Origin of the sequence: Rhodobacter capsulatus (assembly GCF_005144475.1) — a bacterium.
Lineage (GTDB): Bacteria > Pseudomonadota > Alphaproteobacteria > Rhodobacterales > Rhodobacteraceae > Rhodobacter > Rhodobacter capsulatus_C.
Map to the genome: position 1 here is coordinate 1 of NZ_SWJZ01000055.1, position 12,318 is coordinate 12,318.

12 protein-coding genes are annotated in these 12,318 nt (G+C 66.2%); 5 read left to right on the forward strand and 7 right to left on the reverse strand.

Annotated features, from left to right (window positions below; all coding sequences use genetic code 11):
• Window positions 1-174: 174 nt before the first annotated feature.
• Complete coding sequence (locus tag FBT96_RS13065) at window positions 175-552, reverse strand: rhodanese-like domain-containing protein (protein ID WP_136907346.1); 378 nt, start codon at window positions 550-552, stop codon at window positions 175-177.
• 229 nt (window positions 553-781) lie between these two features.
• Between FBT96_RS13065 and uvrA the strand changes: the two genes are divergently transcribed.
• Window positions 782-3,655 carry an excinuclease ABC subunit UvrA gene (uvrA, locus tag FBT96_RS13070; RefSeq protein ID WP_136907348.1) on the forward strand — a complete coding sequence of 958 codons (2,874 nt, stop codon included), beginning with the start codon at window positions 782-784 and terminating at the stop codon, window positions 3,653-3,655.
• Window positions 3,652-4,269: a class I SAM-dependent methyltransferase gene (locus FBT96_RS13075; RefSeq protein WP_136907350.1), complete on the forward strand. Its 618-nt coding sequence runs from the start codon at window positions 3,652-3,654 to the stop codon at window positions 4,267-4,269. Before uvrA ends, FBT96_RS13075 begins: the two co-directional genes overlap by 4 nt.
• Window positions 4,270-4,360: 91 nt before the next feature.
• Here FBT96_RS13075 and FBT96_RS13080 read toward each other — a convergent pair whose 3' ends face one another.
• The 6 genes from FBT96_RS13080 to FBT96_RS13105 form a co-directional block, all read right to left on the reverse strand.
• Window positions 4,361-4,561, reverse strand: a complete 201-nt coding sequence (locus FBT96_RS13080) for a YgaP family membrane protein (protein WP_136907352.1) — start codon at window positions 4,559-4,561, stop codon at window positions 4,361-4,363.
• A gap of 78 nt (window positions 4,562-4,639) precedes the next feature.
• Window positions 4,640-5,296, reverse strand: a complete 657-nt coding sequence (locus tag FBT96_RS13085) for a Crp/Fnr family transcriptional regulator (protein ID WP_136907354.1) — start codon at window positions 5,294-5,296, stop codon at window positions 4,640-4,642.
• Between the two features lie 53 nt (window positions 5,297-5,349).
• The gene (gene mmsB, locus FBT96_RS13090; RefSeq protein ID WP_136907361.1) at window positions 5,350-6,222 is read right to left on the reverse strand and encodes a 3-hydroxyisobutyrate dehydrogenase; all 873 of its coding nucleotides are present in this window, start codon (window positions 6,220-6,222) and stop codon (window positions 5,350-5,352) included.
• Between the two features lie 29 nt (window positions 6,223-6,251).
• Window positions 6,252-7,292 carry an enoyl-CoA hydratase/isomerase family protein gene (locus FBT96_RS13095; protein WP_136907363.1) on the reverse strand — a complete coding sequence of 347 codons (1,041 nt, stop codon included), beginning with the start codon at window positions 7,290-7,292 and terminating at the stop codon, window positions 6,252-6,254.
• On the reverse strand, window positions 7,289-8,437 hold the full coding sequence (locus FBT96_RS13100) for an acyl-CoA dehydrogenase family protein (protein WP_136907365.1): 1,149 nt from the start codon (window positions 8,435-8,437) through the stop codon (window positions 7,289-7,291). The genes FBT96_RS13095 and FBT96_RS13100 overlap by 4 nt, the downstream gene beginning before the upstream one ends.
• Window positions 8,438-8,655: 218 nt before the next feature.
• Window positions 8,656-10,155 (reverse strand): CoA-acylating methylmalonate-semialdehyde dehydrogenase, encoded by a 1,500-nt coding sequence (locus tag FBT96_RS13105; protein ID WP_136907367.1) that lies wholly within the window; start codon window positions 10,153-10,155, stop codon window positions 8,656-8,658.
• Window positions 10,156-10,257: 102 nt separating this feature from the next.
• On the opposite strand from FBT96_RS13105, the gene FBT96_RS13110 reads away from it, so the two are divergent.
• The 3 genes from FBT96_RS13110 to FBT96_RS13120 all read left to right on the forward strand — a co-directional run bounded on the left by FBT96_RS13110 (window position 10,258) and on the right by FBT96_RS13120 (window position 12,288).
• Complete coding sequence (locus FBT96_RS13110) at window positions 10,258-11,187, forward strand: LysR family transcriptional regulator (RefSeq protein WP_136907369.1); 930 nt, start codon at window positions 10,258-10,260, stop codon at window positions 11,185-11,187.
• Window positions 11,188-11,278: 91 nt separating this feature from the next.
• On the forward strand, window positions 11,279-11,773 hold the full coding sequence (gene coaD / locus FBT96_RS13115) for a pantetheine-phosphate adenylyltransferase (RefSeq protein WP_136907371.1): 495 nt from the start codon (window positions 11,279-11,281) through the stop codon (window positions 11,771-11,773).
• An 8-nt stretch (window positions 11,774-11,781) separates the two neighbouring features.
• Complete coding sequence (locus tag FBT96_RS13120; RefSeq protein WP_169583437.1) at window positions 11,782-12,288, forward strand: RES domain-containing protein; 507 nt, start codon at window positions 11,782-11,784, stop codon at window positions 12,286-12,288.
• Window positions 12,289-12,318: the final 30 nt, after the last annotated feature.

The window sequence follows — 12,318 nt, forward strand, 5'->3', positions numbered from 1 at the left end:
GGGCTCTGCCCCCCGCACCCCCCGGGATATTTGCGCCAAGGTGAAAGGGCACCTCGGGCTCTGCTATCACATTGGCGCAGATATCCCGGGGGGAGTCCGCTTGCGGACGGGGTGAAGGGGGACCGTGGCGCCAGTGGCGCCGCGTAAGCCCCCTGAACGCGCCCCCCCCTGTCCTTACACCCGCACGACCGCGCCGCCGCCCGCGACCCAGTCGGAGAAACCGCCGAGGTTGTAGACCTCCTTGTAGCCCATCTCGACCAGCATCTGCGCCGCCCCGGCGCTGCGCCCGCCCATCGCGCAGAACAGCACCACGGGCTTGTCGACCGACAAGTCCTGCAGGCATTCCGGGCTTGACGGGTCGCATTTCATCTTCACCGCGGCCAGTGGCACATGCAGCGCCCCCTTGGCCGTGCCCGAGGCGCGCAGCTCCATCCCGTCGCGCACGTCGATCAGACTGACCTCGCCCGCAGCCGCTTTCGCCACCGCCTCGCGCGGGTCGATCTTTTGCACGCGGGCCGCGCCCGACGCGGCGGAGCGCAGAAAGTTGAACATCGATACCTCCCTCTCCAGGCGCCCCGACCGGCGCTTTCCCCTGTCATGCCGCCAAAGCCGGGCGCGGTTCAAGTGTTTTCATATTATACATGCGAAGATTTGAATGATAACGCCGCCGGTGCCACGCCCTCGGGCAACCTTTGGCAAAAGTTCCCGTTACGTTCGCAATTTCTCGTTGGAGACTCGGGCGCAACCCCCTATCTATGGGGCCTGACATCTGGGGGCGGGCATGGCCGAGCAAAAGTTCATCGAAGTGCGCGGGGCGCGCGAGCATAACCTCAAGGGCGTCGATCTGGATATTCCCCGCGATGCGCTGACGGTGATCACCGGGCTCTCGGGCTCGGGCAAATCCTCGCTGGCCTTTGACACGATCTATGCCGAGGGGCAGCGGCGCTATGTCGAAAGCCTCTCGGCCTATGCGCGGCAGTTTCTGGACCAGATGGGCAAGCCCGATGTCGATCACATCTCGGGGCTGTCGCCCGCGATTTCGATCGAGCAGAAGACCACGTCGAAGAACCCGCGCTCGACCGTCGGCACGGTGACCGAGATCTACGACTACATGCGGCTGCTTTTCGCCCGCGCGGGCACGCCCTACAGCCCGGCGACCGGCCTGCCGATCGAGGCGATGCAGGTGCAGGACATGGTCGATCGCGTCGTGGCGATGGAAGAGGGGGCGCGGGGCTATCTGCTCGCCCCCGTCATCCGCGACCGCAAGGGCGAATATCGCAAGGAATTCGCCGAATGGCGCAAGGCGGGGTTTCAGCGGGTGAAGGTGAACGGGGCGTTTTACGACCTGGAAGAGCCACCCACGCTGGACAAGAAATTCCGTCACAACATCGATGTGGTGGTGGACCGGATCGTCGTGCGTCCGGGGCTGGAGACGCGTCTGGCGGACAGTTTCCGCACCGCGCTGGATCTGGCCGATGGCATCGCGCTTTGGGAAGAGGCGTTGAGTTCCGAGGAGACCGAGGCGGGCAAGGAGGCGCAGCGCATCACCTTTTCGGAGAAATTCGCCTGTCCGGTCAGTGGCTTCACCATTGCGGAAATCGAGCCGCGGCTGTTTTCCTTCAACGCGCCCTTTGGCGCCTGTCCGGTCTGCGACGGGCTGGGGGTGGAGCTGTTCTTTGACGATCGGCTGGTGGTGCCCGACAGCTCGCTGACGCTCGCCGCGGGGGCGCTCGCCCCCTGGGCGAAGTCGAAAAGCCCCTATTTCATCCAGACCATCGACGCGCTGGCGAAGCACTACGGCTTTGACAAGAAGAAGCCCTGGAAAGCGCTGCCGGAAGAGGTGCAACGGCTGTTCCTCTATGGCTCCGGCAAGGACGAGATCCCGTTCCGCTTCGACGAGGGCGGCCGGGTCTATGAGGTGACGCGCAGTTTCGAGGGCGTGATCCCGAACATGGAGCGGCGCTACCGCGAGACCGATTCTGCCTGGGTGCGCGAGGAATTCGAGCGCTATCAGAACAACCGCCCCTGCGGCGCTTGCGGCGGCTACCGGCTCAAGCCCGAGGCGCTGGCGGTGAAGATCGGCGGGCTGCACATCGGGCAAGTCGTTGAAATGTCGATCCGGGACGCCTTTGCAAAGATCGAGGACGTGCCGAACCACCTGAGCAATCAGAAGAACGAGATCGCCCGCCCGATCCTGAAGGAAATCCGCGAACGGCTGGGCTTCCTGATCAATGTGGGGCTGGATTACCTGACGCTGAGCCGCGCGGCGGGGACGCTGTCGGGCGGCGAAAGCCAGCGCATCCGGCTGGCCAGCCAGATCGGCTCGGGGCTGACCGGGGTGCTTTACGTGCTCGACGAGCCGAGCATCGGGCTGCATCAGCGCGACAACGACCGGCTGCTTGGCACGCTGAAAAACCTGCGCGATCAGGGCAATACGGTGCTGGTGGTCGAACATGACGAAGATGCGATCCGCCATGCCGATTATGTCTTCGACATCGGCCCGGGGGCGGGGGTGCATGGCGGGCAGATCGTTGCGCAGGGCACGCCCGCGCAGATTGCCGCCGATCCGGCGAGCCTGACCGGGCAATATCTGGCGGGCACGCGGCGCATCGAAGTGCCCGTGAAACGGCGCGAGGGGAACGGCAAGAAGCTTGTGATTTCAAAGGCCTGCGGCAACAACCTGAAGGATGTGACGGCCGCGTTTCCCCTTGGCAAATTCGTCTGCGTCACCGGGGTTTCGGGCGGCGGCAAATCCACCCTGACGATCGAGACGCTTTATAAGACCGCGGCGATGCGGCTCAATGGTGCGCGGGAAACGCCCGCGCCTTGCGACAGCATCAAGGGCTTCGAGCATCTCGACAAGGTGATCGACATCGACCAGCGGCCGATCGGGCGCACGCCGCGCTCGAACCCCGCGACCTATACCGGGGCTTTCACGCCGATCCGCGACTGGTTCGCGGGCCTGCCCGAGGCGCAGGCGCGCGGCTACAAGCCGGGGCGGTTCAGCTTCAACGTCAAGGGCGGGCGCTGCGAGGCCTGTCAGGGCGATGGCGTCATCAAGATCGAGATGCACTTCCTGCCCGACGTCTATGTGACCTGCGAAACCTGCAAGGGCCACCGCTACAACCGCGAGACTTTGGAGATCAAGTTCAAGGACAAGAGCATCGCCGATGTCCTTGAAATGACGGTCGAAGATGCGCAGGAATTCTTCAAGGCCGTGCCCTCGATCCGGGAAAAGATGGATGCGCTGGTCGAGGTGGGCTTGGGCTATATCAAGGTCGGTCAGCAGGCGACGACGCTTTCGGGCGGCGAGGCGCAGCGGGTGAAGCTGTCGAAGGAACTGGCGCGCCGCGCCACCGGGCGGACGCTTTACATCCTCGATGAACCGACGACGGGGCTGCATTTCGAGGATGTTCGCAAACTTCTGGAAGTTCTGCATTCTCTGGTCGATCAGGGCAATACGGTGGTGGTGATCGAGCATAACCTTGACGTGATCAAGACCGCCGACTGGATCATCGACATCGGCCCCGAGGGTGGCGATGGCGGCGGCCGGATTGTCGCCGAGGGCACGCCGGAAAAGGTCGCGGCCATTCCGGCCAGCCATACCGGGCGCTATCTGGCGCCGATGCTGGGGCTGAAGGCGGCGGCGGAATGAGCGCGGATCAGGTCAGCTTCTGGGATCGGGTGGCCGATCGCTATGCGGCGCGGCCGGTCCGCGACGCGGCGGCCTATGAGGAGATGCTGGCCGAGGTGGCGGCACGGCTGCACCCGGGCGACAAGGTGCTGGAAATCGGCTGCGGCACCGGCTCTACCGCGCTGCGGCTGGGGCCGGGGGTGGGGCTGTGGCTGGCCACCGATCTTTCGCCTCAGATGCACAAGATCGCCTGTGCCAAGCCCGGTTGCGCGCAGGTGCAGTTTCGCCAGACCGCCGCCGATGCCCGCCATGCCGAGGCGCCCTTTGACGCGATCTGCGCCTTTCACATCCTGCATCTTGTGCCCGATGCCGCGGCGACGCTGGCCGCGCTTTTCGATCAGCTGAAACCGGGCGGGCTGCTTTTGTCGAAGACCTGGTGTCTGGCCGATCTGCCGCTCTGGATGAAGGCGATCCTGCCGCTTCTGCGGCTGCGCGGCTGGATGCCGCCCGCCCGCGCGCTGAAGGCGCCCGAGCTGCGGGCGATGATCGCCGCTGCGGGCTTCGTGATCGAGGCGGAGCGCAGCTTCGGCACCGGAAAGCACAGCCGCTACATCGTCGCGCGCAAGCCGGGTTGATCGGACCGGGCTGACCCGGGCCAAGACCGCAAGGAAAACCCGCCGCAACCGGGGCTGCGGCGGGCAAGCGGAGGCTGTCAGAGGTCGGGGTTCAGCGCTTGCAGGTGTTGATGCCCAGCAGGTTGTAAAGCGGGCAGGTGTTCAAAAGCCCGGTTGCCAGCGGCACGACGCCGATCAGGAAAATCCAGTTGTAGGCGCCCTCGCCGCGGGTGAGAAACCCCGCCAGCAGCAAAAGGACACCGGCGGTGATGCGGGCGATCTTGTCGATGCCGCCAACATTGGTCTTGAACATGTGTGCTCCCTTTCGGGCCGGGCAGATCCGGCCGATGGGAGAGGTTAACAAATCCGTGCGGGTCCGTCGGTGATCTCGTCACAAAGTCTCGGTCGCGGCGAGCCGGGCCAGCGCGGGCGCATCGCGCAGCTCAACCGCGCCGCGTTCGGTCCGCACCCAGCCGCGCCGCGCAAAGGCATCAAGGCGCCGCGACACCACCTCGCGCGCGGAGCCGATCTGCACCGCGATTTCGGCATGGGTGGCCTGCACCCGCCCCGCCTCGGCCCGCGCCACCAGCCAGCCCGCCAGACGGCTTTCGACGGATTGGAACGAGACCCGCTCCATCAGCCGGATCACCTCCTCCATCCGCACCGCCATGGCGGTAAAGACAAGGCCGCGGAAAGCGGGGGACGTTTCCATCAGTTTCAGGAAGATGGGGCGGGGGACAAGGACAAGGCGGCAGGGCAGGCTGGTGATCGCCTCGCCGCTGTAGGCGGCCTCGCCGAGAAGACCCAGCGTGGTCTGCACGCAGGTCTGCCCCGGTTCGACCGTGTAAAGCAGCAATTCCCGGCCATTGGCGCCGGTCAGGAAGACCTCGATCCGGCCATCGAGCATCAGCACGAAGCCCTGCACCGCATCGCCGGGGCGAAACAGCACCGTGCCTTTCGGCACCTCGCCGGGCACGAGCGGCGCCAGCGCGGCACGGGCGGGGGCGTCAAGGCAGGCGAGCGCGGGGGAAGTGTCGATCCAGTCCATGCGTCTTATCTAATCCCCCCCCCGCCCGGCGCAAGCGCCGCAGGGTGAGGCGCTCAGCCGCGCCCGCGCTTTTCGAACCGCGGCAGCATGGCGGAAAAGTCCATGCCCTTGCCGTCTTCCTCCTCGACGAAACGGGCATAAAGCGCCGCCGCCAGCTGCCCCATCGGCGTGTCGGCATCGGCGCCCGCGGCCGCCTGCTGGCTCAGCCGCAGGTCCTTCAGCATCAGTTCCGCCGCGAAACCGGGCTTGTAGCCGTTGTCCGCCGGGCTTTTCGGGCCGACCCCGGGGGCCGGGCAATAGGCGTTCATCACCCAGCTGTAGCCCGACGACGTCGAAACGACATCGAACATCTTCGCCCGGTCCAGCCCCAGCTTGTCGGCCAGCGCAAAGGCCTCGCAGGTGGCGATCATCGTGACACCCAGGATCATGTTGTTGCAGATCTTCGCCGCCTGACCGGCACCGGAGGCGCCGCAATGCACCGCCTTTTGCCCCATCACCCCGAACAGCGGCGTCACCGTGGCAAAGGCCGCATCCGAGCCCCCGACCATGAAGGTCAGCGTCCCCGCCGTGGCCCCGCCAACGCCGCCCGAGACCGGCGCATCGAGCGCGCCCATGCCCGCCGATGCCGCCTTGGCCGCCACGGCGCGGGCGCTTTCGACATCGACGGTCGAGCAATCACAGAACACCGCGCCTTGCGTCATGGCGGGAAGCGCCTCGTCGGCCACCGCACGCAGGATCGCGCCATTGGGCAGCATGGTGATCACCACGTCGGCGCCCTGCACCGCCTCGGCGATGCTTTTCGCCGGGGCGACGCCTTCCGGGCAGGGCGCGGCCAGATCGAAGCCCGTCACCGCATGGCCCGCCTTGGCCAGATTGGCCGCCATCGGCGCGCCCATGTTCCCAAGTCCGATGAAACCGATTTTCATAAGTCCTCCAAGGAGTTGTGACGCGATCTTCAGGCGTCGAAAGGAATTTCCCAACCCGCAGGCAGGGGGGCGAGCAGCTCGGCCAGAAGCGTCTCGGGCAGGGTCTCAAGGCTGTAGCGCCAGTTCGGCTTGCGGTCCTTGTCGATGATCTGCGCCCGCACGCCTTCCAGAAATTCCGCCTTTTCGACCGCACGCAGGGTAAAGCGGAACTCGTTCGACAGCGCCGCGCGGATCGTCGGCGTCGTGCGGGTCATGCGGATCAGCCGCAGCGTCGCCTCGGCCGACAGCGCCGAAACCCGGCGCAGGGTGGCGGCGGTCTCCTGCGCGAAATCGCCTTGCATCCGGTCAAGAGTTCCGACGATTTCGCGCAGGTTCCCCCCGCAGAAGGCCGCGTCGATCTCGGGGCGGAGATCGGCCAGACGGCCTTTTTGCGCGGGGGCAAGGTGGTCCGGCAGACAGCCGGGATCGCCGGTTTCGGTGATCTTGGCGATCAGCCCGGGCCAGTCCGCCTCGGGGATGTAAAGATCGGCAAAGCCCGCATGGATCGCGTCGGCCGCGGCGATGCGCCCGCCGGTCAGGCCCAGATATTCGCCGATCCGCCCTGGGGCGAGGGCGAGGATCAGCGTGCCGCCGACATCCGGGATCAGGCCGATGCCGGTTTCGGGCATGGCGATCTGCGTCGTGTCGCCGACGATGCGGTGGCTGGCATGCCCGCCGATGCCGACGCCGCCGCCCATGACGAAGCCCTGCATGAAGGCCACGATCGGCTTTTCATAGTCCTTGATCCGCGCGTTCAGCCGATATTCGGCGCGCCAGAACCGCGGTCCGATCTCGAAATCGCCTTCCTTGCCAAGGTGATAGATCGTGGCGATGTCGCCGCCCGCGCAAAAGGCCCGCGCCCCCTCGGCGTCGATGATCACGACCTCGACCGCCGGGTCATGGCGCCAGTCATCAAGCGCCCGTTCGATCGCCGCCGCCATGTCGTGATCAAGCGCATTGAGCGCCGCGGGACGGTTGAAGGTGATCCGTCCGGCGCGGCCCTGCTTGCGGGCCAGGATCCATTCGCTCATCGGTCGCGCTCCGCAATCAGGCTGCGGGTGATGATCAACCGCATGATTTCATTGGTACCTTCGAGGATTTGATGGACGCGCAGATCACGCACCAGCTTTTCGATGCCGTAATCGGCCAGATAGCCGTAACCGCCATGCAGCTGCAGGCATTGGTTGGCCACGTCAAAGGCCGCGTCGGTGACGTAAAGCTTTGCCATGGCACAGAATTTCGTCGCATCCGGGGTGGCGTGATCGAGCTTCCACGCCGCTTGCCGCAGGAAGATCCGCGCCGATTGCAGCTTGACCTCCTGTTCCGCCAGCCGGAATTGCAGCGCCTGAAACTGGTCAAGCGACTGGCCAAAGGCCTTGCGCTCGCCCATGTAGCGCAAAGTCGCATCCAGCGCCGCCTGTGCGCCCCCCAAAGCCGAGGCCGCGATATTGAGCCGCCCGCCGTCAAGCCCCGCCATCGCATAGGCAAAGCCCTTGCCCTCGACCCCCACCAGATTTTCAGCCGGGACCACGCAATCGTCGAAATTCACCTGCGCCGTCGGCTGCGCACGCCAGCCCATCTTGTCCTCGAGCCCGCCAAAACTCAGCCCCTTTGTCCCCGCCGCGACCACCACGGTCGAGATGCCCTTCGGGCCGTCCCCCCCGGTGCGGACCATGGTCACGTAAGCATCCGAATAGCCGCCGCCCGAGATGAAGGCTTTGGTGCCATTGAGCTTGTAGCCCCCCGGCACGGCTTCGGCGCGGGTGCGCAGCGCCGCGGCGTCCGAGCCCGAACCGGGTTCGGTCAGGCAATAGGAAAAGATCGTCTCCATGCGGCACAGCTTCGGCAGGAACCGCGCCTTCGTCTCCGGGCTGCCGAATTTGTCGATCATCCCGCCGCACATGTTGTGGATCGACAGGAACGAGCCCACCGCCGGGCAGGCCATGGCAAGCGCCTCGAAGACCAGCGTCGCATCGAGCCGGCTCAGCCCCGAGCCGCCGTAATCCTCGGACACATAGATGCCGCCCAGCCCCAGCTCGGCCACCTTCGGCCACAGATCGCGCGGGATCGTCCCCGCCGCCTCCCAGGCGCGGGCCTGCGGGGCGATCTGCTCCTGCCCGAAGGCGTAGGCCATGTCAAAGATGGCCTGTTGCTCCTCGCTCAACGCGAAATCCATGCGCCCCTCCCAAACCGCGTGAATTGAACATCTGTTTAATTTCGAATCCTTGCACGACTTTTGCAAGGGAAGGGGGAGGGGCGCTGCCCCTCTTGGCCTGCGGCCAATTCACCCCGGGATATTTGGGCCAAGGTGAAACACCTTGTTTCTTCTTGGCGCAAATACGCCTCTGGCCCGAAGGGCAGGCCGCGCCACAGGCGCGGCCCCCCGTGTCCGGGTCAGTCGAGCGCCTTGAAGTTCAAGGCGACGCCATCCTTGATCCCCGAGAACCAGCGCGCGGTGACCGTCTTCGTCTTCGTGTAGAAGCGGAAGGCGTCGGGCCCGTATTGGTTCAGATCGCCGAAGGCCGATTTCTTCCAGCCGCCGAAGGTGTAGTAGGACAGCGGCACCGGGATCGGGAAGTTGATGCCGACCATGCCGACATTGACGCGGCTGGCGAAATCGCGCGCGGTGTCGCCGTCGGCGGTGAAGATCGCCGTGCCGTTGCCGTAGTCATTGTCGATCACCAGCTTCAGCGCGTCCTCGTAGGTCTCGGCGCGCACGACGCTCAGCACCGGGCCGAAGATCTCCTGCTTGTAGATCTCCATCTCGGGGGTGACGTGGTCAAACAGCGACGGGCCGGTGTAGAAACCGTTTTCATAGCCCTGGATCTTCAGCCCGCGCCCGTCGATGACAAGCTTCGCGCCCTGCTCGACGCCCGAGGTGATCAGCGCCTCGATCCGGTCCTTCGCCTGCTGCGTGATCACCGGCCCGAAATCGACATCGGCGCCGCCCGTGTAGGGACCGACCTTCAGCTTTTCGATCTTCGGGATCAGCCGCGAGATCAGCGCCTCGGCCGTGCCCTTGCCCACCGGCACCGCGACCGAGATCGCCATGCAGCGTTCCCCGGCCGCACCATAGCCCGCGCCGACGAGCGCATCGGCCGCCTTGTCCATATCGGCATCTGGCATGATCAGCATGTGGTTTTTCGCGCCGCCAAAGCACTGCGCGCGTTTGCCATTCGCACAGGCGCGGCCATAGATATATTGCGCGATCGGCGTCGAGCCGACGAAGCCCACCGCCTGCACGGTGTCGTTGTCAAGGATCGCATCGACCGCTTCCTTGTCGCCGTTCACCACCTGCAGCACGCCATCGGGCAGGCCCGCTTCCTTGGCCAGTTCCGCCAGACGCAGCGCGGTCGAGGGGCAGCGCTCGGAGGGTTTCAGGATCATCGCATTGCCCGCCGACAGCGCCGGGCCCATCTTCCACAGCGGGATCATCGCCGGGAAGTTGAACGGCGTGATCCCCGCGACGACACCGAGCGGCTGGCGCATCGCATAGATGTCGATGCCCGGGCCTGCGCCATCGGTATATTCGCCCTTCAGCATCGCCGGCGCGCCCATGCAGACCTCGATCACCTCAAGCCCGCGTTGCACGTCGCCGCGACCATCGGCCAGCACCTTGCCATGCTCGACCGAGACAAGCTCCGCCAGCTCGTCCATATGGGTGTTGATCAGATCGGCGAATTTCATCATCACCCGGGCGCGGCGCTGCGGGTTCGTCGCGGCCCAGCCGGGCTGGGCGCGTTCGGCGGCGGCGACGGCGGCGTCAAGCTCGGCCTTGGTGGCCAGCGCCACTTTCGCCCGCACTTCGCCCGTGGCCGGGTTCATCACCTCGGCGAACCGGCCCGAGCTGCCCGCGACCATCTTGCCGTCGATCCAGTGTCCGATCTCTTTCATCTTATCCTCCCTGACAGGTTTGCGCCACATTAGCCTTGCGAAAATGCCGCCAAAAGAGGAAGTCAGGCAAAAGCATTTTGCAATTTTGCAAAGGGTGCGGCGATGGACTGGGATGATCTGCGGGTGTTTCTGGCGGTGGCGCGGGCGGAAAGCCTGTCCGGTGCCGGGCGGGGGCTGAAATGCGATGCGGCGACGGTGGGGCGGCGGGTGGCGCGGCTGGAGGAAGCGGTCGGCGCGAAGCTGTTTGCGAAATCGCCGCAGGGCTATGCGCTGACCGCCGAGGGGGCGCGGCTGATGCCGCATGCCGAAGCTGCCGAGGCCGCCTTTGCCGCCGCGACCGAGGAGCTGTCCGGCGCGGCAGGCCAGATCACCGGGCAATTGCGCATCGGCGCGCCGGATGGCTGCGCCAACTATCTGCTGCCGCAGGTCTGCGCCGAGATCTGTGACGCCCATCCGGGGCTGGAGATCCAGATCGTCGCGCTGCCGCGGGTCTTCAACCTCTCGAAACGCGAGGCGGACATGGCGATTGCGGTGTCCCCGCCCTCGGCCGGGCGGCTGACGGTGCAAAAACTGGTGGACTATCAATTGCATCTGGCCGCGCACGAGGCCTATCTGCGCCGCCATCCCCCGATCCATGAGCGGTCGCAGCTCAAGGGCCATCGCATCGTCGGCTATATTTCCGACATGATCTTCGACAAGGAACTGGATTATCTGGCGCAGACCGGGGCGGCGACGGTGGAACTGGCCTCGAATTCGGTCTCGGTGCAGATGCAGATGCTGCGCGCGGGGGCGGGGCTGGGGATCGTGCATGATTTCGCGCTGCCCTTCACGCCCGGTGTCGTGCGGGTTCTGCCCGGGGATATTGCGCTGTCGCGGGCGTTCTGGCTCATTCGTCATGCCGATGACCGTCGCTCGGAGCGGCTGGACCGGCTGGCCGAGGCCCTGGGGCGCGGCATGCGGCGCGAGGTGGCGCGGCTTGAAGCTTTGGCGGCGGCGGGGGCGGCGGTGGGTTCGCCGACGCGCGCGCTGTGACGCTGCGGCGCGGCAGGGGGTGCTTGCAAATTCCGCGCCGATGCTGTTGCGTGCGCTCACCTTTCGGTGAGTGCGGTCTGAGGAGGACTGGATGCGGATCGGCCTTTACCCCGGAACCTTCGACCCGGTGACGCTTGGGCATATCGACATCATCGAGCGCGCTTTGGCGCTGGTGGACCGTCTGGTGATCGGGGTGGCGATCAACCGCGACAAGGGGCCGCTGTTTTCGCTCGAGGAGCGGGTGGAGATGTTGCAGGCGGAATGCGCGCCGATCACCGCGCGGCGCGGCGGCGAGATCGTCGTGCATCCGTTCGAGAACCTGCTGATCGACTGCGCCCGCGATGTCGGCGCCGGGGTGATCGTGCGCGGGCTGCGGGCGGTCGCGGATTTCGAATATGAATTCCAGATGGTGGGCATGAACCGGGCGCTCGATGCCAGTGTGGAAACCGTGTTCCTGATGGCCGATGCGCGGCGGCAGGCGATCGCCTCGAAGCTGGTGAAGGAAATCGCCCGGCTGGGCGGTGACGTGTCGAAATTCGTCACCCCCGCGGTGGCCGAGCGCCTGAGCGCGCGGCTGAGCCGCTAGGCCGCGCCGTGGCGGCGGACAGGGCGTTTCGCCAGATCTCCGGCCGCTTTTACCGCATCGTTCCCGCCGCCCATGTCGCGGCGGCGCTGGACCCCGCGCCCAGCCGCGAGGGGCGGTTTCACCATGATTTTCAGCCGACGCTGTATGTCTCGTCGCGGCCCGACTGGGCGCAACACGCGGTGCGCGTCTACATCGGCAAGGATGATCCGCCGCGGGTGATCTGCCAGATGACGCTTGGTCCGGCCCGGGTGCTCGATCTGCGCGACAGCGCGCAATGCGCCGCCTGGGGCGTCGATCCGGCGCTTGCGGCGGTGCCCTGGCTGCCCGAGCGGGCACAGGGCCTTGCGGCCTCAAGCTGGCAGCTCGCCGATGCGGCGCGCGCGGGCGGTGCGGACGGGATGATCTACACCGCGCGCAGTGCGCCCGAGCGCTGGCATCTGGTGCTGTTTCGCTGGAGAGAGCCGCCGGTCTCGGCGCAACTGACCGGCCATCGCCAGCCTGCGGATTTCGGTTGAGGGAAGAGTTTCGCCTCGGCTGCGCCGAGG

Coding starts and splice junctions, on each gene's coding strand:
- FBT96_RS13065 (WP_136907346.1), bottom strand. CDS start 552: ATGTTCAACTTTCTGCGCTCCGCCGCGTCGGGCGCGGCCCGCGTGCAA.
- coaD (WP_136907371.1), top strand. CDS start 11,279: ATGCGGATCGGCCTTTACCCCGGAACCTTCGACCCGGTGACGCTTGGG.
- FBT96_RS13085 (WP_136907354.1), bottom strand. CDS start 5,296: ATGGACTGGATCGACACTTCCCCCGCGCTCGCCTGCCTTGACGCCCCC.
- FBT96_RS13110 (WP_136907369.1), top strand. CDS start 10,258: ATGGACTGGGATGATCTGCGGGTGTTTCTGGCGGTGGCGCGGGCGGAA.
- FBT96_RS13105 (WP_136907367.1), bottom strand. CDS start 10,155: ATGAAAGAGATCGGACACTGGATCGACGGCAAGATGGTCGCGGGCAGC.
- FBT96_RS13095 (WP_136907363.1), bottom strand. CDS start 7,292: ATGAGCGAATGGATCCTGGCCCGCAAGCAGGGCCGCGCCGGACGGATC.
- FBT96_RS13080 (WP_136907352.1), bottom strand. CDS start 4,561: ATGTTCAAGACCAATGTTGGCGGCATCGACAAGATCGCCCGCATCACC.
- FBT96_RS13100 (WP_136907365.1), bottom strand. CDS start 8,437: ATGGATTTCGCGTTGAGCGAGGAGCAACAGGCCATCTTTGACATGGCC.
- mmsB (WP_136907361.1), bottom strand. CDS start 6,222: ATGAAAATCGGTTTCATCGGACTTGGGAACATGGGCGCGCCGATGGCG.
- uvrA (WP_136907348.1), top strand. CDS start 782: ATGGCCGAGCAAAAGTTCATCGAAGTGCGCGGGGCGCGCGAGCATAAC.
- FBT96_RS13075 (WP_136907350.1), top strand. CDS start 3,652: ATGAGCGCGGATCAGGTCAGCTTCTGGGATCGGGTGGCCGATCGCTAT.